Annotated in this window: 21 protein-coding genes; 8 read left to right on the top strand and 13 right to left on the bottom strand. The window is 43.3% G+C overall.

What is annotated here, in order from left to right:
* The first annotated feature begins 65 nt into the window (after positions 1–65).
* Positions 66–497: a DUF962 domain-containing protein gene (locus IOD06_RS09355; RefSeq protein ID WP_194620672.1), complete on the top strand. Its 432-nt coding sequence runs from the start codon at positions 66–68 to the stop codon at positions 495–497.
* A 126-nt stretch (positions 498–623) separates the two neighbouring features.
* Here the strand turns inward: IOD06_RS09355 and IOD06_RS09350 are convergent, their stop codons facing one another.
* Positions 624–2,387: an AMP-binding protein gene (locus IOD06_RS09350; protein ID WP_194620671.1), complete on the bottom strand. Its 1,764-nt coding sequence runs from the start codon at positions 2,385–2,387 to the stop codon at positions 624–626.
* Positions 2,388–2,669: 282 nt separating this feature from the next.
* Between IOD06_RS09350 and IOD06_RS09345 the strand changes: the two genes are divergently transcribed.
* Positions 2,670–3,068, top strand: a complete 399-nt coding sequence (locus IOD06_RS09345) for a lysozyme inhibitor LprI family protein (RefSeq protein WP_194620670.1) — start codon at positions 2,670–2,672, stop codon at positions 3,066–3,068.
* 96 nt (positions 3,069–3,164) lie between these two features.
* Here the strand turns inward: IOD06_RS09345 and hemL are convergent, their stop codons facing one another.
* Together hemL and IOD06_RS09335 are read right to left on the bottom strand one after the other, a co-directional pair.
* On the bottom strand, positions 3,165–4,466 hold the full coding sequence (gene hemL, locus IOD06_RS09340; RefSeq protein WP_194620669.1) for a glutamate-1-semialdehyde 2,1-aminomutase: 1,302 nt from the start codon (positions 4,464–4,466) through the stop codon (positions 3,165–3,167).
* Between the two features lie 103 nt (positions 4,467–4,569).
* Positions 4,570–4,923: a zinc ribbon domain-containing protein YjdM gene (locus tag IOD06_RS09335; RefSeq protein WP_194620668.1), complete on the bottom strand. Its 354-nt coding sequence runs from the start codon at positions 4,921–4,923 to the stop codon at positions 4,570–4,572.
* Positions 4,924–5,219: 296 nt separating this feature from the next.
* Between IOD06_RS09335 and IOD06_RS09330 the strand changes: the two genes are divergently transcribed.
* Together IOD06_RS09330 and IOD06_RS09325 are read left to right on the top strand one after the other, a co-directional pair.
* Positions 5,220–5,972 carry a folate-binding protein YgfZ gene (locus IOD06_RS09330; protein WP_189583293.1) on the top strand — a complete coding sequence of 251 codons (753 nt, stop codon included), beginning with the start codon at positions 5,220–5,222 and terminating at the stop codon, positions 5,970–5,972.
* A 92-nt stretch (positions 5,973–6,064) separates the two neighbouring features.
* Positions 6,065–7,390: a D-amino acid dehydrogenase gene (locus IOD06_RS09325; RefSeq protein ID WP_194620667.1), complete on the top strand. Its 1,326-nt coding sequence runs from the start codon at positions 6,065–6,067 to the stop codon at positions 7,388–7,390.
* Between the two features lie 121 nt (positions 7,391–7,511).
* Here the strand turns inward: IOD06_RS09325 and IOD06_RS09320 are convergent, their stop codons facing one another.
* Both IOD06_RS09320 and IOD06_RS09315 read right to left on the bottom strand, forming a co-directional pair.
* Complete coding sequence (locus IOD06_RS09320; protein WP_194620666.1) at positions 7,512–9,674, bottom strand: molybdopterin oxidoreductase family protein; 2,163 nt, start codon at positions 9,672–9,674, stop codon at positions 7,512–7,514.
* Between the two features lie 212 nt (positions 9,675–9,886).
* Entirely contained in the window at positions 9,887–10,573 is a 687-nt protein-coding gene (locus IOD06_RS09315) for a TetR/AcrR family transcriptional regulator (RefSeq protein ID WP_194620665.1), read from the bottom strand.
* A 178-nt stretch (positions 10,574–10,751) separates the two neighbouring features.
* Here IOD06_RS09315 and IOD06_RS09310 point away from each other — a divergent pair, with 178 nt between their 5' ends.
* The 4 genes from IOD06_RS09310 (at position 10,752) to IOD06_RS09295 (ending at position 14,843) form a co-directional block, all read left to right on the top strand.
* Positions 10,752–11,981, top strand: a complete 1,230-nt coding sequence (locus tag IOD06_RS09310; protein ID WP_194620664.1) for an NADH:flavin oxidoreductase/NADH oxidase family protein — start codon at positions 10,752–10,754, stop codon at positions 11,979–11,981.
* Positions 11,982–12,431: 450 nt separating this feature from the next.
* The gene (locus tag IOD06_RS09305; protein WP_010196100.1) at positions 12,432–12,635 is read left to right on the top strand and encodes a CsbD family protein; all 204 of its coding nucleotides are present in this window, start codon (positions 12,432–12,434) and stop codon (positions 12,633–12,635) included.
* A 1,140-nt stretch (positions 12,636–13,775) separates the two neighbouring features.
* A complete protein-coding gene (locus tag IOD06_RS09300) occupies positions 13,776–14,255 on the top strand; it encodes a hypothetical protein (RefSeq protein ID WP_194620663.1) in 480 nt (159 codons plus the stop codon).
* A 225-nt stretch (positions 14,256–14,480) separates the two neighbouring features.
* Complete coding sequence (locus IOD06_RS09295) at positions 14,481–14,843, top strand: hypothetical protein (protein ID WP_194620662.1); 363 nt, start codon at positions 14,481–14,483, stop codon at positions 14,841–14,843.
* 186 nt (positions 14,844–15,029) lie between these two features.
* Here IOD06_RS09295 and IOD06_RS09290 read toward each other — a convergent pair whose 3' ends face one another.
* From IOD06_RS09290 to IOD06_RS09255, 8 genes are all read right to left on the bottom strand, one after another.
* On the bottom strand, positions 15,030–15,341 hold the full coding sequence (locus IOD06_RS09290) for an NGG1p interacting factor NIF3 (RefSeq protein WP_194620661.1): 312 nt from the start codon (positions 15,339–15,341) through the stop codon (positions 15,030–15,032).
* A gap of 70 nt (positions 15,342–15,411) precedes the next feature.
* The gene (locus tag IOD06_RS09285; protein WP_227669976.1) at positions 15,412–16,059 is read right to left on the bottom strand and encodes a DNA-3-methyladenine glycosylase; all 648 of its coding nucleotides are present in this window, start codon (positions 16,057–16,059) and stop codon (positions 15,412–15,414) included.
* Positions 16,060–16,693: 634 nt separating this feature from the next.
* On the bottom strand, positions 16,694–16,906 hold the full coding sequence (locus IOD06_RS09280) for a hypothetical protein (RefSeq protein ID WP_189583320.1): 213 nt from the start codon (positions 16,904–16,906) through the stop codon (positions 16,694–16,696).
* A gap of 566 nt (positions 16,907–17,472) precedes the next feature.
* The gene (gene purC / locus IOD06_RS09275) at positions 17,473–18,186 is read right to left on the bottom strand and encodes a phosphoribosylaminoimidazolesuccinocarboxamide synthase (protein ID WP_010196111.1); all 714 of its coding nucleotides are present in this window, start codon (positions 18,184–18,186) and stop codon (positions 17,473–17,475) included.
* A 140-nt stretch (positions 18,187–18,326) separates the two neighbouring features.
* A complete protein-coding gene (locus tag IOD06_RS09270; protein WP_227669975.1) occupies positions 18,327–18,647 on the bottom strand; it encodes a hypothetical protein in 321 nt (106 codons plus the stop codon).
* A gap of 126 nt (positions 18,648–18,773) precedes the next feature.
* On the bottom strand, positions 18,774–19,679 hold the full coding sequence (dapA, locus tag IOD06_RS09265; protein WP_189583329.1) for a 4-hydroxy-tetrahydrodipicolinate synthase: 906 nt from the start codon (positions 19,677–19,679) through the stop codon (positions 18,774–18,776).
* A gap of 433 nt (positions 19,680–20,112) precedes the next feature.
* Positions 20,113–21,321 carry a hypothetical protein gene (locus IOD06_RS09260; protein ID WP_194620660.1) on the bottom strand — a complete coding sequence of 403 codons (1,209 nt, stop codon included), beginning with the start codon at positions 21,319–21,321 and terminating at the stop codon, positions 20,113–20,115.
* 245 nt (positions 21,322–21,566) lie between these two features.
* Positions 21,567–23,021, bottom strand: coding sequence for a Do family serine endopeptidase (locus IOD06_RS09255; RefSeq protein ID WP_194620659.1), 1,455 nt, complete (start codon positions 23,019–23,021; stop codon positions 21,567–21,569).
* Positions 23,022–23,107: the final 86 nt, after the last annotated feature.

Here is a 23,107-nt window from a genome sequence, read left to right as displayed (position 1 = left end):
GGCTTTGGTAACAAAAAGCGCCACGGACGGATGATCGATAAATAACCCGCAAGGAAGCGACGACAATGAATCAAACCACCAATCACACACTACATGGCAATCAAACACAGCATAGCAATAAAACAGCAAATGCTCAGACAAACAGCCAAGTGAACCATGACATAATAAAAGCTGCCACGCCTACTGAGCAGAAGTTTTACGATTTCTATTTAGAAGAACATCAAAATATGGCGTGCCGACGACTGCATTTCGCAGGTAGTAGTTTTGGCTTATTGGGCTTGGCAAAATCTGTCAAGACCCGTTCGCCAAAGCCATTGCTAAAAGGTATCGTGGCAGGCTACGCTTGTGCTTGGGTTGGTCATTTCTTTTTTGAAAAAAACAAACCTGCCTCTTTTAAATTTCCGTTAAAGAGCTTCGCCAGCGATTTTCATATGTATAGCGATGTGTTACGCGGCAATTTGAGTTTAAAAGATCGCAAGTTTGATAAATCACGATAAAACTCAATCGTTATATACAGCACACATTAAAAAACTGGGCTCCTAAAAATAGCAGCCCAGTTTTTTATTCGTTTTGAAAATTCTATTCGTGTCATTCCACATTCATTAGTGAAATGACATATTCATTTATCGCAAAGATTTACGTAATATTTTACCGACTGCCGTTTTCGGCAACTCATCGATAAACGCATAAGACTGTGGACGTTTGTAGCCCGTCAGACGCTCACTGGCAAAAGCGGCTAACTCCTCAGTCGTCAAGCTTGGATCTCTTTTGACCACAAAGGCTTTGGGCACTTCACCACTATGTGCATCTTCAATCCCAATGACCGCTACCTCAAGCACTTTTGGATGTTCAGTCAACGCCGCTTCTAATTCGTTCGGATACACATTAAATCCTGACACCAATATCATGTCTTTTTTGCGATCAACAAGCGTCAAAAACCCTTGCTCATCTAGCACACCAATGTCTCCTGATTTGAAGTAACCATCGGCACTAAAGGTATCGCTATTGTCTTGTCGCCAATAACCCTGCATCACTTGTGGCCCTTTAATACCGACTTCTCCCGGTGTTCCAATAGCACACGCTGAGCCATTGTCGTCCATGATTTTGATATCCATCATGGCGAGTGGCAGACCAACGCTACCATTAAAATTCGTAATCCCGGGTGGGTTGAACGAGATAACCGGTGCGGTCTCAGACATTCCATAGCCTTCATGAATCATCATGCCAGTCACTTGTTGCCACTGCTCAGAGACCGATTTGATAATAGCCGTACCACCACCGATGGAGAGTGCCAGTCGGCTGAAATCAAGACTGGCAAACGTTGGATGATGCAGCATCCCGATAAACAAGGTATTGACCGAAGGAATGACATGCGGACGATGCTGCTCAATAGTATTGACCAGACCATCAATATCACGAGGATTGGTGACCAATATGTCTTCCCAGCCGCCGTAAAGACCAAGCAGCCCGCAGACTGTAAATGAGAAAATATGATATAGCGGCAATGGATTGAGTATTTTAATCTGCTCGCTACGACCGGTTTCAATCGCTTTGCCAAACATCGCATAACACTGACAGACATTGGCCATGACATTATAGTGTGTGAGCATCGCGCCTTTTGGCTTACCAGTCGTGCCGCCTGTATATTGTAATAAGGCTAAATCCTCACGCTCGATAGTCACAGGCTGGTATTGCTCGGCGTGGTATGTATTCATAATATGGGCAAAGCTGACGCTGCGTGCTGAGGTATCGTTTGTAGCGACATCGTTTGCGGTGACATCGTCTATAGTTTCGCTAGCGTTATTTGCTTGGCTTGTAGCACTTGCTGTCTGATCGATATGAGTAAGCAAGGCGATATCGTTATCGGCAGGTGCGACAGTGGGATCAATGGAGCAATGTATGACTAATAACAATTGCGCTTTTACTTCCTCATCGAGCTGCTCATAAGCGGATGCCATGCCATCAAGGACAATGAGTACGCAGGACTCAGAATCAGTCAGCTGATGTGCCAACTCATAATGGGTATACATCGGATTGACATTAACCAATACCGCACCTGCGCGCAGACAACCGAGCAATGCCACCGCATACTGCAATATATTCGGCAACTGCACTGCGATACGAGCGCCTTTTTTGATGTTTTTTGCTTGTAAAAATGCAGCAAAGCGCCGACTAGCGATATCTAATTGAGCAAAGGTAAGTGTGGCGGGCCCCATACTAAAAGCCACAGAATCACTATGCTGATCTATCTTTGGTTGTAGTAAATCCAGCAGATTGTGCTTACCTTCTAACACATTTAAATTATTTCTTAGCCCATACTTCTCATACGAAACTTGCCATAACGGTGGCGTATTAGTGCTAGGCATATTATTAGTGCTGGTAGTCATGAGTTAGCGTCCTTGCTGAGTAAGTTTTTCTCAGCATAGCACACTCTAATCATGATTTTTTAAGCGGTTGAGTCACTCTATTAGGTCTGTCATTAACAGTATTTTTGGTCTATATGGATCGCCTTTTATGACCAGTATATAGAACAACAACTTGGCTCAATCAGCTTAAAAATGTAGGTGCAATCACAGACATATATTTACCAAACCTCTCATAAATTTGAGATATGTCCGAAATATAGCCATGCTATGCTAAATGCCATTTCATACCAGTAACGAGATTATATGTTTATCATGAGCCATATTAAAAACGTCGGCTGTCTTGCTTTATTGTCAACAGGACTATTTTTCAGTGTTCAAGCATCCGCAGCAAACACCTGCGACAAGGCTTATACTCAGACTGATATTAACAAGTGTATTGCAGCTGAGCTGGCCGTAGAAGACAAAAAACTGAACCAGTCTTACCGTGATTTTCAGCGCTTACTTAATAGCTCTGAGAAAAAGCAATTAAAAACGGTGCAATTGGCATGGATTGATTTTAGAGACAAAGCTTGCCAGTTTTCTGCCAGTTCGGTCCGTGGCGGTAGTGCTTATCCAATGGTACTCAATGGTTGTTTGACCACTTATACACAACAACGACGCGTACAGTTAGACGCCGACATTGAAAACATCAGAAATAAATAGATGATTGTAGAAAATAAATGGCAATAAAAAAACCAGCACCACACATAAAATGACGGTACTGGTTTTTTAATAAGCTAAAAAATAACTCTAGCTAAATTACGCTTTTGCCATTTCAGCAAATATCTCATCAGCAGCTTTGATAGACGCATCGATATCTTCATCGCTATGCTTGATAGACATAAAGCCCGCTTCATAAGCCGACGGTGCCAGATAAATACCACGATCGAGCATACCGTGGAAGAAAGTATTAAATACGGTCATATCGCACTCTGTCACATCATCAAAATTCTTCGGCGTTGCGGTGTCATTGTCTTTGACAAAGAACATACCAAACATGCCACCCAATTTATTGGTACGCAGGTTGATACCGTGCTTGTCAGCCGCCGCTTGAAAACCATCCACTAGATGGTCTACTTTCGCTGCTAACTCGTCATAGAAACCCTCTGCCGTCAAATCTTCAAACATTGCAATACCAGCACGCATCGCGAGTGGATTTCCTGATAACGTACCAGCTTGATAAACACCGCCAAGTGGTGCAATGCAAGACATGATGTCTTTCTTACCGCCGAACGCACCAACTGGCAATCCAGCACCGATGATTTTACCAAAGCAAGTCAAATCAGGATCAATACCGAAATGCGCTTGTGCACCGCCAAGTCCGACGCGAAACCCAGTCATCACTTCATCAAACACCAATACCGCACCATTCGCTGTGCATTCTGCACGCAAGGTGTCATGGAATTCTTGCGTCGGAATGATCATATTCATGTTACCAGCGATCGGCTCTAAGATAACGCAGGCAATCTCTTCGCCCCATTTCTCAAAACAGTCTTTGATCGCTTGCGGATCATTATAAGGAATGGTAATCGTGTGCTTAGCAAAATCCGCTGGCACACCTTTAGACGTTGGCTCACCGATATCAAGCATGCCCGAACCTGCTTTTACTAGCAGGCTATCTGAATGCCCATGATAACAGCCTTCAAATTTGACGATTTTGTCACGTTGGGTATAACCACGTGCCAGACGAATCGCGCTCATGGTCGCTTCTGTACCAGAGCTGGTCATACGAATCATCTCAACGCTCGGGACTATTTCGCAAATTTTATCAGCAACTGTCGTCTCGAACGGTGTGGGCGTACCAAAGCTTAGACCATCATCGGCGGCCTTTTTAACGGCATCGATGACTTTTGGATGCGCATGACCCAAAATCATTGGCCCCCAAGAGCCGACGTAATCGATATAAGCGTTGTCTTCGGTGTCATAAATCTTGCTGCCATTGGCACGGTGCATAAAGATTGGCGTACCACCGACCCCTGCAAAGGCGCGGACTGGCGAGTTGACACCACCTGGGATATGCTTGCGTGCTTGCGCAAAGAGCTGTTCGTTTTTAGTACTCATAGTTATTCTCTGTTTATTGGTTCTGTATTATTTTATTAAAAGTAAAATTTCTGATTAACTTTTATCAGATTTTAGTATTATTCTTTGAATTAAACGTAGCCGCTTAAGCTTTTTTGACAACAGATGATTTAAGCTTCATTGGCCCGTAGCCGTCAAGTTTGCAATCAATATCATGACCGTCAGTAGCATCTGGCAACAGGCGTATACTTTTCGCTTTAGTCCCTACTTTGATCACGATTGAAGAACCTTTGACCTTTAAGTCTTTGATGACGGTCACAGCATCGCCATCTTGTAACTCATTGCCAACGGCATCGCGAATGACGGCATCTTGGTCTTCAGCTTGCGCTGCATCAGTTTCAGCTACCGTCCATTCATGAGCACACATAGGACATACCAGTAACGCACCATCTTCATACGTATATTCAGCATCACATTTTGGGCAATTGGGTAAGCTCATTCTATCCTCGGCAGCCATCGTACATTAGGTTAATTGTAGAGCCAATATTGTACCGTAACTCGCCATCTTTAACCAATTTGTACGGTTGAAAATGGGACGCTATGCCCAATTTAACGCTTAACCCATCGCTTAGTGATGACGTTTCTTATGACAGGGGTTTTTGTGGTACTCTTCTTAGCCTCATTTAGATTTATATGCACATATACTGTCAGTGACAAAAGCGATCAGATAATTTTTTATCACTTCGATTTACCCTCTATATTATTAAATAAGCTCTCATCAGAAGGATAATAACAATGACTCAGTCTTCAAATCCATCAGCCGTACCGCAGTTTTCGCAATTAACCATTCAAGGTGAGGACGCTGAAAAATTCTTGCAAGGGCAATTGACTTGTGACGTCACCAAACTCGGGCTTAGCTATCAGGCAGCCGCCATCGGTAACTTAAAAGGTCGTATTGAATTTGGTATTTGGATCAAAAAACAAGCAGAAAAGCATTATGATGTGGTGATCAGTGCTAATTGTGCTGAGTCTTTACAAGCACATCTCAATAAGTACGGGGCGTTTTCAAAGTTTGAAACCAGTGCCCCAGCAGCGATTTATCCTTGTGTATTAGCCAATGAGCCCACCTTTAGCCACAAAGACGATCACAATACCATCGCCGACACGCAGGCTTGGATGGCATGTAGCATAGCCACTGGTAATTATTGGATCGTGGCTACGACTCAGGGCCAGTTCCAACCACAAGAGCTGCGTCTACATCAGCGCGGCGGCATGGATTACGATAAGGGCTGCTACTTGGGTCAAGAAGTCATCGCCCGTATCTACTTCAAATCTGCCCCCAAAGCATTTTTGCACTATGTACAAGGCACCGGTGAAGCACCAAGCGCAGGTGACAAACTCGATAAAATCCAAGTGGTCAATGCCATAAAAAATGACGATGGCTTTACCGCTCTGGTCGTGGCTCGTCCTGAACAGCTAGCAGAAAGTGGTCTGAGCATATTGGACTTGCCAGCTGCTCTACAGGTAGATGTTGCACGTCCAAAATAAGAAGTAAATCGAATCAAGCAAGCAACGCAGCGAAGGTGATGGCAGTTTAATACAGCGCTACCGTCATGATTAACATGAGCATAGAGAATCCTATGACACATATTGCGGTACTCGGAGCAGGCGTGGTGGGCGTGACCACCGCATGGTATCTACGTCAGGCAGGCTATGATGTGACTGTGATTGAGCGCGAATCAGCAGCAGGTATGCAAACGTCATTCGCCAATGGCGGTCAAATATCAGTATCGCATGCCACACCTTGGGCAACTCCTACCACCCCGATGAAAGCGCTTAAGTGGTTGTTTAAAGAGGACGCACCTCTACTATATCGCTTGCGGGCTGATAAAGCGCAGCTCAAATGGGCCATGCAATTTTTGCAAGAGTGCCGCGCCGATAGAGCCGATGCCAATCTCGTGCAAATGGTGCGCTTGGGTCTGTATTCGAGAGATACTTTGCAACAGCTGCGTGCTGATATCGGTATTGATTACGAGCAGCAAACGCGCGGTATCATGCATTTTTATACCAACCAAGCAGAGTTTGATGCGGCCATCGAACCAACCGAGCGTATGCAAGCGCTTGGCTGTGAGCGCCATGTGATTGATATTAATAACGCTGTTAGTTTGGAACCAGCGCTTTACCCAATCGCGCATAAGCTCACTGGCGCAACCTATACCAGCCGTGATGAGTCTGGTAATGCACATCTATTTACCCAGCGTTTGGCACAGCGCTGCATAGATGCTGGCGTACAGTTTTTATATGATACCGAGATTTTGGCACTCAATACTGATGCAAATTCTACCCGTCCGCATGTGCACAGTATTACCATTCGCCCAAAAGGCGAAAACGCGCAGACCTTTAGTGCTGATAGTCATGTGTTGGCGCTTGGCAGCTATAGTGTCTCCCTATTAAAACCGCTGAACATTCATGCACCTATTTTTCCCGCCAAAGGATATTCAGCCACTTATCAAATCAACCCTCGTGCACCGCATTTAGCCCCTTTTGTTAGCCTCATTGATGATGAGTTTAAACTGGTTACCTCACGACTGGGTGATAAGCTACGGGTCGCTGGAACAGCGGAGTTTAATGGCTATAATTTAGACTTGAATGCCACGCGCTGCGAAGCCATTACTCGTCGCGTACAGCAGTTGTTCCCAAAAGGGATTATTGCAAATTCCGTAGAATACTGGACGGGACTGCGGCCTATGACACCTTCAAATGTCCCACTCATTGGACGGGCACATTGCGGTCAAGTGAAACACGGTAGCCGCAACGATGGTGCCACCTTTGATAATTTATGGCTCAACACGGGTCATGGCACACTAGGCTGGACGCATGCCTGCGGCTCTGCAAAAGCAATTAGCTTATTAATCCAAGGTGAAACCCCTAACGTGGATTTTGACTTTGTCGGTATGAGCGCTTAATCGGATAAACGATGTATTAAAATATTATGCAAAAGAAAGAAGGCGCTTACCTATAAGTAAGCGCCTTCTTTTTAATTTAAATTTAGGGAAAGACTTATATTACTGTGCTGCCCATCAAAATTTATGATGCCGTAGCCAATGCGTCATCTGTTGCTGATTCAAGCGCTTCTAATTGTACTGGCACACCATTCACTGCTGCGTTGCCACTCAATTGATCAATCAAAGTATCGTCCGTTAAATCATTCACACTGACGCCTGCATGCGCTTGGGCAATCTTCTGCTTAACACCTTTGCGACCATGACCGAAGCCATGTGGAATACTAACAACACCTGGCATGAGCTCATCAGTCACTTCTGCGGCAATGATAACGCTGCCCACCCGAGACGTCACTCTGACATCTTGACCATCTTTAATGCCTTGCTGCTCAGCAGTTTCAGGATGCAACATTAAGGTACAACGTGATTTTCCTTTTACCAATCGATGGCTATTATGCAGCCAAGAGTTGTTGCTGCGCACATGACGGCGGCCAATGAGCAAAATGTGACTGTCATCATATTGCTGCATCATCTCTTTTACACGGTCTAAATCTGCTTGATAAAAATCAACATTGAGATGAATCTGCTTATCTGCATGCTTGATAGCATCTGGCAACATACTGTGCAGTGGCCCTAAATCAACACCGTGCGGATTGTCTATCAGCGTATCCAAGGTAACCTCTTTATAAGGCCCATACTTGAGACCCTGCTCGAGTAAAAACTTTGGCCCAAATGCTTTTGTCGCTGCACGTTCTTTTTGTATTGCTTCTGGGGCATCTTTATCCAAACGATCAGCCAATTCTAAATAAATCTCCCAATCATGCTTTTCATTGTCTTTTCGATCGAACAAGGCAGGCGAGTACTTGGCGACATTGTGCACTGCAAAACCATTAAACGTCACGTCATAATGGTCACGTTCTAGCGGTGATACTGGCGGTAAAATAATATTGGCATGACGGCTGGTTTCGGTCACAAAATAATCGAGCGACACCATAAAGTCCAACCCTGACAAGGCTTCATCTAATTTTTCACCATTTGGGGTGCTGAGGACAGGATTGCCTGCGACACTCATAAATCCCTTTAACTGACCTTCGCCTGCGACCAACATCTCATCCGCCATCGCAACCACTGGATACTCGCCATTGAAGTCAGGCAGATTGCTTACTCGGCTGTGGCGTTTGCCTAAATATCCTGGGCCTGAGCTATTGACAACATCGACCGCAGGATTAGGGAACATCAATCCACCCACTTCATCTAAGCGACCGGTCACGATATTAATGACCATCGACAGATACTGGCTTAACAAGCCGAACTCTTGCACCGATATACCCATGCGACCATAGCAGACTGAGCTTTCAGCCTCGCAAAACTCCTTCACTAAACGTTTAATTTCAATTGCGGTAATACCAGTGATGCTGGCTACCGACTCAGCCGTATAGTCTTTGGCAAAAGAGGCGATACGATCAATCTCTGGGGTCAAAGCCGCCGCTCTACTATCTACCTTGGCATAGCCTTGCGCATAGATTTCATTCAACATAGCCAGTAATAACAGAACATCAGTTGCGGGACGAATAAAATGATGCTCGCTGGCAATCTCTGCAGTTTCTGTGCGTCTTGGGTCAATCACAACCACTTTACCCGCGCGAGCTTTGATATCTTTTAACTTTTGACGCATGTTCGGCGCAGTCATGATACTGCCATTAGAGGCCAGCGGATTGCCACCAATAATCAACATATATTGTGTGCGATTCACATCGGGCACAGGGATACGCAGCATGTGACCAAATAGATGCATGCTGACGATATGATGCGGTAGCTGATCAATTGAAGTGGCAGAAAAGCGACTGCGTGTTTTTAGGCTGGTCAATAGTTGCTTGACCGTTAGCATGCCGCCCATGTTGTGCACATTCGGGTTTCCCAGATATACCCCAAAGGCGTTTTGACCGTATTTTTGCTGTACTGATTGGATGCCTGCCGCTACTTTGTCTAGGGCGTCCGTCCAGCTGATCTCTTTCCAACCATCCGCCGTTCTTTCGACAGGCTGACGCAGGCGGTCAGGATCTTCATGCAAATCTTGTAAGGCCGTGGCTTTTGGGCAAATATAACCTTGCGAAAAGGGATCGTTTTTATCGCCTTTAATCGATAATACTTTTTCGCCATCATGTTTTATTTCAACGCCGCACATCGCCTCGCACAATGTGCAGGTCCTAAAATGTGTTTGTTCGTCAGCTACCATTTCTTTAGCCATAGTCGTGCTCCCTGTGTTTTTTATTGACTCTAGTTTCCGTTCTACTTTCGTTTTATACAGTCGATTCAATTTAAAAAAATATAGCATTGCTGGGATAAATTTTTCGAAGTCTCTGGAGTGCAAAGTACGCAGCAAGCGAGGAGTATTTATACCAGCAGGACACTATTTTTAACGTACCCCTTTTATTTTGAACCAACTACAATTTACTTTCTTTATTGTTGCGTCCGTGCAAAAAAATTGCCAAACAATGCAGCAAAATTTGCACTCAAAATGGTGATCGCTTGTTGTCTTGAATAACGCTCTTGATGACAGCCTAAAATTAATTCATGGACTTGTGCGCTAGCAATATCGACACAGAGATTCACGTGAGTGCGTTCAATAGAACGACCAGATAACTGTAGTCCCTGAATGAATATCTCCGTCCACTCTTCTTGTATTTCTGTAATAAGATTGCCTAACTGTTTATGCTCCGAATCCTTATTCACGGCATTTATTGTCTTTGAGCCAAAGCGCGGACGGTCTTCGATGAGGTGTTGAAACAAGGCAATATTCTGAAACGCCGCATCAAAAATCATGGTCAAACAGGACTGGCAACGCTGGTTAAATTGCTCTTTATTCAAAAAATCATAATCTTTTATCATCGTTACCCAAGCCATACGCATGGGGGATAGATAGTTGTCTTTGAGCTGTTCGCTTAATTCATGTTGCAAGGCATCAAGGCTATCAAAATGATTGTAAAAGCTAGGCTGAGCAATGCCTGCACCCTTGGCAACTTTATTCATGCTCATGCCACAAGCGCCCTCTACGCTATAGAGCTGTAGGGCACTCTTTAATAGCGCGCGACGCGTTTTGGCTTTTGCCAGCTCACGCTTTGATTCGGTTGCTGGACTGGCAGCCATGCGAATGAAGTCTGTTCTAGCATTTACCTTCAATATCGACCTCGATTGATGTTTTAAAATGACTTATGGGAATAATTACTATATCGACTATAAGATTATAGTCATTTAAACTATAAGTCTATAGTCAAATTCATCGTCAAACTTATTTTTCACGAAACAATACTTTTAGGTTGCCATCATGACATCAGCAGTTTTTTCTCCTTTTTTATTACCTTGTGGCACCAGTCTCTCAAATCGCCTTGCCAAAGCTGCTATGGAAGAGAATATGGCAGATGAAGGACAAGTCCCTGGCTCTACTATTTTGCGCTTATATCAACGCTGGGCTGAGGGTGGTACTGGCTTATTAATTACCGGTAATGTGATGGTCGATGGTCGCGCGATGACCGGTCCGGGCGGTATTGTATTAGAAAAAGACAGTGATATAGCTCCTTTTGAAGCGTGGGCTAAAGTGGCCAAAAAGAATGACACCCAAGTTTGGATGCAGATTAACCATCCTGGTCGCCAAGTGTATGCGGCTATGGGAGGTGATGTGTTGTCACCTTCTGACGTTTCCCTTGATTTAGGAAAGCACTCTCATCTGTTTGGCAAACCCCGCGCCATGACCCATCAAGATATCGAGCAGCTGATTCAACGTTTTGTCGATACTGCTTTAAAAGCAGAACAAGCTGGTTTTGACGGCGTGCAAATTCATGCCGCTCACGGTTACCTTATCTCTCAGTTTTTGTCGCCATTAACCAATAAACGTGACGATGAATTTGGCGGTTCGATTGAAAATCGTATGCGCTTATTAATCACGGTTATTAAAGCTGTTCGTGCACAAGTTTCGCCGCGCTTTGCCGTCGCTGTAAAAATGAATTCAGCCGATTTTCAGCGTGGAGGTTTTGATGCTGATGACGCAAAGACCGTTATTCTAGCAATGAATGGGCTTAGCGTTGATTTGGTGGAGTTATCTGGTGGCAGTTACGAAAGCCCAGCTATGCAAGGCACAACAGCAGACGGCCGAACCTTGCAGCGAGAAGCTTACTTTTTAGACTTTGCAAAAAAGATTGCGCAAGTGGCCACCATGCCCATTATGACCACAGGCGGTGTCAGGCGTTTGGCAGTAGCAGAAAACGTCCTAGCCCAAGGCATTGATATTGTCGGGATGGGCACAGCCTTAGCGATGAACCCCGCTTTGCCTAATGACTGGAAAGAAAACGATCAGCTCAGTGCCCACGATCCAGTGGTTCAGTGGAAAGACAAAACCTTGAGTGCGATTGCGACTATGGCTGTCATTAAGCGCCAGCTACAACGTATGGGTGCAGGAAAGCCACCAAAACCCAATGCTTCACCCCTATTTTCATTGATTCGTGATCGTCTCCGAGTAAAGAAACTCACCAAGCGTTATCAAGATTATTTGGCTAAGTAGTTTGTGTTGGCTAAGTAGTCTGTGTTTGCACCTTTATAAATAGGCATTGCTGATTACTAAAATTGTTCTAGGGCGTGTCCTTATTTTATTCCGAGCTGAATACAGACGAATATAAAATCTGAGCCGTTGATGAAGCATGATGGTATTGATAGGTTGGTAGAAAACCTCTTAGGTTATTTACGTATTTCACTGACAACACCCCTTATTTATTACACAAATATGGTCTCCATAACATACTCATGCAGATTGCTATCATTAAGTAACACTCTAAACATTGCCTATACAGACAGCGTAATTTTCAAAGCCTATATTAGGGGCATCAGTTAGCTTATTTTTATAGATATCCAATAAATGGTAACTAAATAAAAATAGCGACTGAACTTAGCATTAAGTAAAACCAAACAAGATAAATATCTGGATTAATTAATAATCAAAAAAAGGAATATAATAATGAACGAACATACCCTGAAAGGTGAATGGAACCAAGTGAAAGGCTCAGCTAAGCAAAAATGGGCTGATCTTACTGATGACGATTTATTACACGTTGAAGGTAGCCGTGATAAATTGGTTGGTAAAGTCCAAGAACGTTATGGCCATAGTAAGGATGATGCTGAGCGTGAAGTAGATGATTGGCGTCGCGAAAACAAATACTAAGCTATCAGCTAAGTCACCGATGACACTATTGATGATTTGATAAGTAAAAAAACCGCATGATTCTCATGCGGTTTTTTATTAGCAGCTATTTGACGCTTTATACAGTACTCAATAACGTATTTAAAACAGGTTGAATAAAAATTTCTCAACCTATAGACACGATAAAACCGCATAGCAATTAATTGTTATGCGGTTTTATTGTTAACCATCCATGTTACCTATCACGACTGTAATCTATGCATCCTTGCATAACGTTCAGCATGTTGCGATACCGGGCATCCTACCCTATTTACTACGGTTACTAGCATTAACTGCTATCAGCAAAGGTTATGTATCCTTTCTTCATTTACCGTTATCATCCTGATGCCAGTAAACGAATCATTATCCTTAATGCGGTCAACTCAATCCTTGAGTTACATTCCCTGATGCCGTGTATGTATAATGCCTAATTCTCACCCTGATGTTAAGTCGCGTAAACGTCATTGCTTGTAAGCATATGCTTACAAGCCCAATTTACTCTAATGTCGTTAATACTCTCAAATCAGCATTTCTCCCAAAATACTTCCTTGCTCTTTGGCAATATAACAAATGCCTGCGCGGAGAAAACACTACCTACCCCACATGACATAGAGGGATAAACAAACTCATATTCAACAGGGCTGTCTTTGACATGGTGGTCAAAAATATTGGTCAGTAGCCTACATACAAGCACCGTTATACCTATAAATTATGGAAACAAAATAAGCTTAAATAGCATCTATATTTTTTTATTGCTAATACTCAGGTATGTGCCATATTGTTGTTTAAGTGATTGTTTATAAATGATGGTTTAAGCGACATATCCTTAAACATGGAATTACAACTTAATAACGCAAATGACACTTAACATCAAGTTTTGTGCCTTATTATAGATAATGTAAGAAAATATTTCAAAACATGATATTCTCCAGTTATTAGAGCAAACAAATAAAACTGCTCATATAAAAAGGTACCAAGTCCTTCTTTATTGGCGCTACTAATTTATCGGTGCTATTAAGTCAAATATATATCAACTGCATTACGCTGTTAGAGGTGAAAAGCAATCACATAACTATCAATCACGTAATTATCGATCAAAAAAATATCGTAGGAGATTTTATCATGAAGATTTTACAGCTATTCTCATTGAAAACAGCGAGGTCTGCTGGCCTTTCACTCACATTGCTAGGTACGATGGTCGGTTGTACTGTCGTAGGGCCAGGCTATGACAATAACTCTGTTTATCGCGGTGACAAGGGTTATGACAATAACGCTAGCTATAACCGTGTGAGCCAGAAGCTGCGTCAGGATTTGCGTCGTAAAGGCTATCAGGTATTAGACATCAAATCCGATAATTATCGAGGCAATCGAGCGATCACCGCTTATGCCAAAAAGAGCAATCAAACCTATGAGCTCAAGTATACTTATCCCAGCCTAAAGCTTATCAGCTCAAACAGACAAGATTGGTCTAAGAAGCGCTACGATGACAAATATGATAATGACCATGACTACGATAAGCATGATTATGATAAGCACGGTAAATACAAGAAAAAAGGAAAAGGTAAGTACAAAAAGAACCACAAATATAAAAAGAACTGGTAATCCTGAGAAAGCCAGTGAAGTGCTATATTTAAATAGTTTTCAGTCGTAAGTTTCACATGATATCTCGAAACTTACGACAAGGTAATGCTAAGTCTCATATTGCCTTAAGGTAAAATTTTGGCATCGTTAACCTATTGATGTCTAAGGTCAAATAAGCCAGCCCTTGGTTTGTTTGGCCATTTTTTATAACACTGTCAAAAAACTTGAACTTGATAAGAGGATATTATGAATATTACAACCCTACTAAAGCCAACCGTTGCCACCGCTATGGTCACAGCGTTAATGATAACGACAGGTTGCGTCACTGCCCCCGGCTACAATGCGTACGGCGACCTTTATGAGGACGCTTATAAAGACAGTAAAGTCTATAAGAAGCATAAAAAAGCTATCAAAAACGTTGATAAAGAGCTTTATCAACCAGCTATCGAGCAACGAGCCGCCAATAAAGTCAGTAATATGGGCTACCGTGTCAAAGACGTCAAATATAAAAGAGGCGATAGCAAAATAAAGGTAAAGGCCACACGTGGTAGTAAAGATTATAAAATCGAACTTGGCTATCCAGGCTATCAAGTAATTAAGATAAAATAAGCCTAAACCACTGCTAATAACCTATAGTTAGGTCAATATAAAAAAGAGTCAGCGTGACTGGTATAAATTTTTCGTAGCCTCTGTCTGCGTAGGCACAGCAAGCAAGAAAAGTTTGTGCCAGTCACGCATCATAATGTCATGTACCCATTTTATTTAGTATCAACTATACCTCTAAAGCTCAAAAGCTCAAAAGTCTAGCACTTCGATGACATCATAGGCAGTCGTCTCATAAGGGTGTGCCTGCTTTAGTGCCTCAATAACTTGCTCAATATTAGCAGTGGCAACCACCATCTCTACTCGCCACTCATCAACCTTTTCGAGCTTATCTTGCGCGCCAATATGCGGATCACTGCCTGCCAGCGGCATAAACTGCCCCACCCCTTGTACTTGCCAGCAGCATTGCTCGTAATTGCCAATCGTACCAGCGCCTGCGGCAAATAAAGCAGACTTAACTGGCTCTAATGCCGCTTCGGGAACAAAAACCGTCAATTTGTACATAGTGTCACCCTTTTTTTTATCTATTAACATGAGACAGCAGCTCTATTACTATCAGAGTGCGGCCATCGTTTTATTTTTTTGATAATGAAAGATGGTCGCTCCAGATATAGCGCAATAGCCAATCTTTGGCATCGCCAGCATAGTCAATGCCGATACGAGGACGCAGCGATACTGGTGGCTGGCAGTCATCATCTTCGAGCCATACTGCTGACTCGACACTGATAGATTTACCATTTAACGCGCGATCAATTTGTAAGCGTTTCGTCAACTTGCCAGGACCTGCCAGTTGCTTTGGATGAGTGAGTTGCTTATTCGTACTTAGGAATTGTTCTTCTATTAAACGATCACTATCGTCGGTCAAAAATCCAGCCCGTATTAATACCGACTCAGGAGACTCTTCTCCACCGCTGACCAGATTGAGCATATGATGCACACCGTAAGTCAAATAGACGTAAAACACGCCGCCTTGCGCATACATGATTTCAGTACGAGCCGTTCGGCTACCCGCATGCGAATGACAAGCAGGGTCGTCCTTACCGATATAGGCTTCGGTTTCTGAGATACGCATGCGCAAGATTTTCACTATGCCATCGGTATCCGTTAATTTTCTACACAATACTTTGCCAATCAAATCAGCGGCGACTACGCAGGTTGGTCGAGTAAACCACGCAGGCTCCAGAATATTGGGCTGAGTCATAGGCAATTCAGGCGTTAGCATTGGTGACAACCTTTTATTATTTTTATATTATTAACAGATGATAAGTTAGCATAAAAATGAGATACGGTATTTAGGACAATGTTTACGGTGTGTTTGATAGTTATATAAGAAAGTTAAGTGAGAAAACGAGTATTGGTAAGGATAATGTTCAAACTTAAGGGCAGTCATAAATAAGTATGGCTAGGCGATAAATTATTATGGGATTTTGGGAGCGGAAAGTGCCCACACAAAGCTTAGTCGTCTATTTTAAGTGGTCTATTAATTGACTAATTACCCTAATTAGTTGGTTCCTGTGGGGTATACTTTTCCATGTTATTACAGAAGTAAGTGTGCCACCAATAATGATTACTATACCGAGAATGATACATATTTTTTAAGAAGTTTAGGCATTGGACTATCCGTACTAGATGCAAAGTAGGTATTCTGAGCTTATTTTCTTGATAATAGCAGTCTTATTCTTTAAGGTTTTTTCTGTACAAATAATAGAAACGAGCAGATCAAGACATAAGACAACCGCAAGTACCGAACCTAGAGATTTAATGATAACTTTCCTATTACCATAACCTGCGACACAAAAAACAGCTCCTAATTAGGAGCTGTTTTTTATCAGATAATACGATTAAAATTACGTCAACTAACGGCGGTTTTGAACATATACCACTTTAGATGCATGCTTATGGTTTTGAGCCACAAATTTCTTATGTGCAACTTTCTTAACGACCACTTTCTGAGGGGCTTTGTGTTGCTGTCCATGGGAGACTTTATGTTTTACAAAATGCGGTGCAGGTGCGGCACTTGCTTGACCAATCATCGCAAAACAAGCAGTAGCAGCTAGAATAGAACTCATCATTATCTTTTTCATTATTATTTCCTTCCAAATGCTTATCAAGCATGAGTTATTAATTAAGATGTAATGCTTACAATCAAACAAAATGGTTTGATGAAGCCTTGCTTTGTTGACAAAGGAAATAATAAACGATTAGGAGGTTGCGTAGCTTTATGAAACTTAAAGAAAGGTTACTACTGTTACTAACTGCTTTAATCTTCTTGAGAAGTATGATGTTCCTGTATTTTTGCTAGCACTGGTAACGCTCACTAGGGGGTATAAAGATCTATCAATACCAATTTTTTTGGAAAACCATAGCCTTAAGCCATGCTATCGATTTTATAGTTATTAAATTCATATCCAACACAAGCAGTTCGATACCTATATAGCGGATCGATCACAGATAGAATATGTATGATAAGTACACCGTAAAGTACACTGAGACTATTTCAGTGATCAAAACCAATGATACCATTAGCCTACAGCCAAAGATTCAAGTCCTCACTAGGGTACCATCATTCATATAATGCCATAAAAAAACTGAGCACATGGCTCAGTTTTTTTGTTTTGCGCTAGACATTTACGACTTAGCTAAGTGGCACACCAATACGGTTGGCCACTTCTTCGTAAGCTTCGATAACATCGCCCAATGATTGACGGAAACGGTCTTTATCCAATTTCTTCTTAGTATTTTTGTCCCAAATACGGCAGCCATCTGGTGAAAACTCATCACCCAAAACGATACGGTCATGAAATACGCCAAATTCTAACTTGAAATCGACCAGTATTAAATCGCCTGCATCAAACAATGCTTTTAATACATCATTCACTTGATGCGTCAGCTCTTCCATTTTTGCTAATTGTGCTTCGGTAGCCCAACCAAGAGACACAGAAAGTGACTCATTGACCATTGGATCACCAAGCGCGTCATCTTTGTAGAATAGCTCATAAGTAGGCGGCGTCAATGCTTGGCCCTCTTCTAAGCCTAAACGACGAACCAAACTGCCCGCAGCGAAGTTACGTACGACGCACTCAACTGGAATCATATCCAAACGCTTGACCAGCACTTCGTCATCAGACAATTGTCTTTCGAAATGAGTTTCGATACCAGCGGCAGCCAGTTTTTGCATAATAAAAGCATTAAAGCGGTTATTAACCACACCCTTACGTGCCAACTGTTCGATACGCTTACCATCAAGCGCCGAGGTATCGTCACGAAAGTGTAAAATCAGAAGGTCATTGTCTTCTGTTTCATAGACTGATTTGGCTTTACCTTTATACAGCAGTTGTTGCTTTTGCATTATGGAGTTCCTGTTCGTTCAAGCTTATGTGGTAAAAACGCGCAGCGACCGCTGAATCCTATATGACGTCATTCATGAGAACATCATGTCCTGAACAATCACAGTAAAAAGTCAGCGGTGTAAGTAGGGAAATACGGTGTCTAGTTTGAAGTATCGCTCACAGCGACAGCGCGTTGAGGCTTAGGCAGTTGATACTGCTTACCTGCTTCGTTCTGTAAGGTGAGCGTGTTTACGCCTGCATTTGGGGTTGTGTATAACGGCACAAAGGCTGCTGGTTGTTGAGTCACTGGTAGCTCTAGTGGTGCAAGCTTCTTACTCTCTTGATACTCTAAGCTGCCATTATCGCGCTTACCAAGAAAGCCTTTGGTCATTTGACAGCCACTTAATACTAGTGTGCTACCCAATACCAAAACCATCATAGCAGGAAACGTTCTTGTAGGGGTTGATGATACTTTCATCATATTATCTCTCTGAGTTAGCAATTTTTGCTCATTTAGACGATTGGCTCGTCGTTTTGATAGAACCTTATAAGTTCTTGCTAAGCCAATGTCATCAGCGACTGGCTCAGCATTTACAATGCTTCACTTCTATAATAAATTTGCACGAACCAACGCTTCATCAATAGTGGCATGATGTTGTTCTGCTAGCCAAACCAATGGCAAGCGGATTCCCGTATCTATCATACCCATTTTATGTAACGCATATTTTGCTGGAATGGGACTCGATTCAATAAATAAATCACGATGCAAGTGCTTAATCACGTCATGTACTTTGTGCGCGGCATCAAAATCACCACGTAGCGCGGCCGAAAAGGTCTCACTCATGGCGTTCGGTGCGACATTAGCCGTTACTGAAATATTGCCTTTGGCACCCATTTGCATCAAATCAAGCGCCGTACCATCATCGCCAGATAGCACGACAATACGGTCGCCAACCGCTTTGATGAGTTGCTCACCGCGAGCGACTGAGCCCGTCGCATCTTTAATCGCAACGATATTATCGATATCAGCCAAACGTTCAACCGTATTTTGAGCGATATCGACCACGGTACGCCCCGGTACATTGTAGAGCATCTGCGGGATGTTTACGGCTTGGGCAATGGCTTTATAATGTTGATACAAGCCTTCTTGTGGCGGCTTATTATAGTAAGGAGCAACCAATAATGCACAGTCTGCACCAGCATCCGCCGCATCTTGCGTCAGTTTGATGGCTTCAGTCGTATTATTGGCGCCTGTACCTGCTATCACTGGCACGCGGCCTTTGACATGCTTCACAAAGTAACGAATCACATCGCTATGTTCTTGCATCGATAACGTCGCTGATTCGCCAGTGGTACCGACAGCAACGAGACAGTGTGTGCCTTGCTCAATCTGCCAGTCTATGAGATCGGCCAGACGTTTATAATCGACCGTGCCGTCAGGGTGCATGGGCGTTACCAAGGCTACCATTGAACCTTGTAGTCGGGTTTTAATCTCGTCGTATGCTGTGCTCATAACCGTGCCTTACTGTTGTATTATCCTAGCTTTATTAAAGCTGTCACATGATCGATCATTTGCAACTACCCATATCCATTTTTAAGTCAATAGACAAGCCAATGACAGGTATTGCTTGATGTTCATACTGGGTGTTTATATACCTACAATAATGACATTTGCACTATAAAATCATGTGCAGGTCTACCCGCACTAACATTATTTTTGTCAATTGCCGATGTTGTTTATTGATAGCCATAAAAACGCTTACTAGTGTAGCATATTTTGATTTGACCGCTATCAGTCAATTAATGCTCAGCCTAGGTATATCGTGTGCCATTTTAAGCCCTGTTTAACGCGATGGTAATGCGCAAGAGTGACTGATTATAGACTTTATTATTTAATAGTTAGTTTAGCGTAATTATGAAACTGGGATAAATGCTTTTGAGTCGTTTTAACGAATCGTCAACACATCGATAGTCGGACGATACAAGCGAAAAGGCAATCCTCGAGTGCCCACTCCGCTACTGACAAATATCTGCGCGCTACCATGCTGATATAAACCGCGCTGCTTACCCATCCGGCTGCTATCCAATAACGACGACTGATTGCCTATACGGCGAATATCTTGCTTTTTTTGCGCCTTTAGTATGTTTTTCTGTATCGCTTTAGCAGCCCCCGTTATCAATAGTGGTCGCGGCTGTAACGATTTTGGTAAGTCGCTAATACTATCAAATCGTGACGCAAGGATAATGACAGGTTTAGTCGCTTGCGCGATTTCGGCACTGAGCGCAACTTTACTAGGTACCTGCAAAGTTTTGGCATCGCTCGGTTGTTTCGGAACATCTTGCCAACCGCAAAGCACTGCCATGACTGGATTATCCTTTGGGTGTGTTTGTGTACGGGTATTCGGGTGACCTTTAATGGAGCCTGTTTGATTTGCTCTTAATCGACCGTTGCCAGTTTGGGCACATTTAAGCGGCAACGACGTACATTGCTGCCCGATATAATTGATATCAAGCACATCAAAGGCACTGGCCAAGGTATCTTTCAATAGTGGCTGACCTTGCTTGGTGGTATTAATCGACTGATAACGCAAATCCGAGGTACTCATCACCGTATAAACGGGTTTATTTACTCCCTTAAACAGCATCAACTGTCCCACCAAATCTGCACTCGGGTAATAGAGCCAGTCACCTGTAATCAGCACTGCATCTGCTGACAGCGCATTAATGGTAGCGACAAGCTTGCGAATATGACGCGGCTTGCCACTATATAAGCCAATACGCAAATCTGCTAATACCGCTACTGTGAGCGGGGCTGACAAGTCTAAATCAACCGCATGATGCTGTACGCGCAAACAGTTGGGCTGCACAACGACAGTATAAAAGTACAGACCCATCGCGATGGTAGCCATCAATACAACGCTTGGTGACAATTGTGCCAGTAGAGGCGTCACCTCTTGTGCTCGCCCAATTACCAATAGTAACGCCCAAACTGGCATGGTATAAGCAGCATAATATAGCGTCAATTTCGACCAAATACGCAAAAAGCGTTTTGTGGGATTGGCATTGAACGTCTGTAATCCTGACCACAAGATGATATACGCTAGCAATGCTGCCGCTGTCGTGATGCTGAGCGTATAAAAAGCGTGGTCAGTCATAATTACCTAGCTGTATATAGAGGTATGAATAGTCGTTTGTGCAGTGGTCAATTAATGTTGTTCAATCAAATCAGCGCCCAACTCAATGTCGCTTAATCAAAGTTAAATCGAGCAATAGCATATCATCAAAATCAATCGATAAAAAAATCAGCCATTATAGAGGTCGCGCTCTATGATAGACAAGTATAATTATCAACGCTTAGTGAGATACTTCATTTAAGCATAGTAGATTGACTATATGGTGGCTATTCAATGCGCAGGCCGATAATACCGGGGATGCCTTGGCGCATGACTTCAATCGTTACTACCCCTTTTTTGGGAAGTGAGGAGATAGCGCTGGAGAAATCAGTGACCTTCGCAATCGGCTTTTGGTGAAAGTTGGTAACGATATCGCCAGCGAAAATACCTGAACGCGCGGCTAAGCCGGTCGGGTCGACGGTCGTGACCAATATGCCTGTTTTGTTGTCAACTGCCAGCTCTGCTTGCTCATCTGGAGTCAAATTGCGCAGACGTAAGCCCAGTTGTATCTCATCGTCTTGCTGTGAGCCGCTTTGCGCTCGGACATCATTTGGTGCATACGTTAGCGTGCCTTTTACCGTCATTTGCTTGCCATCACGCTGAATCTGAGCACTGAACGGATCATTGGGTCGCGCCCGATTGAGCAGATTCAATAAATCTGCGGCACGCATAATCTGCACATCATTATATTGCAAAATAATATCGCCTGATTGCAGACCTGATTTTTGTGCTGGTGAGTCTGGTGAGACACGTGTAAGCAGAGCGCCCTGTGGACGAGCCAAGTTATACGCTTCGGCCAGATTGCGATCGATGTCTTGAGGATAAATACCCATATAGGCACGCGCGACTTCACCATTGGTTTTTAGCTGCTCGTAGATATCCATCGCCGCGTCAATGGGGATAGAGAACGACAAGCCCATATAACCGCCCGTCCCGCTAAAGATACGTGAGTTGATACCGATAACTTCACCGCGCTGATTGAATAAAGGTCCACCTGAGTTACCCGGATTTAATGCCACGTCGGTTTGAATAAAAGGCACACTGGTCTCACGTGAAAAACTGCGTGACTTGGCACTCACGATACCTGCAGATGCCGAATAATCAAAGCCAAATGGCGAGCCAATCGCCAATACCGGCTCACCTACTTTTAGACTGTTTGAATCGCCAATGGGCAAAGCTGGGAACTGATTACCCACGACTTTGAGCACGGCCACATCTGAGCGCTCATCGCTGCCCACCAAGGTCACATCCAGCTCGGTTCTATCATTAAGAGTCACAGTGATTTTATCTGCTCCAGCAACCACATGATGATTGGTCAACATATAACCATCAGTGGTGACAAAAAAGGCAGTGCCATAAGCGTGTTCAATCGCGGGCTTCGCTGCTTGATCTGGGATACGCAAGCGATCCCCGAAGAACTGACGTAACAGCTCGGCGGTTTGCGCTTTGGCAAGCTCATCTTCACTGACCGTTTTGGTGACATTGACCCGTGCCACCGCTGGCGTCACTTGCTGTACTAAGTCAGAGAAGTCAGCAGTGGTGACCGCTGCTTGTGCCTGAGGCATAATGGCTGAATTAATACCTATCGCCATTACCGTGCCGATAGCCAGTGCCAAACTGCTACGTTGTAACCAACGCTGCATACGAATAGTGGGTTGCGCTTGAAACATATTGATAGGCATATTGTCTCCATATGAGTGGTTATTATTGTTAGCAACAATATTATCGCTATTATCGCCATAATAGATAGCAAGCTTGTATAAATTTA

It is taken from the genome of Psychrobacter sp. N25K4-3-2 (genome assembly GCF_015351755.1).
In the GTDB taxonomy this organism is placed as follows: Bacteria; Pseudomonadota; Gammaproteobacteria; order Pseudomonadales; family Moraxellaceae; genus Psychrobacter; species Psychrobacter glaciei.
Note: the sequence above shows the minus strand (reverse complement) of the source record. Positions and strands in the feature narration are given on the sequence as shown.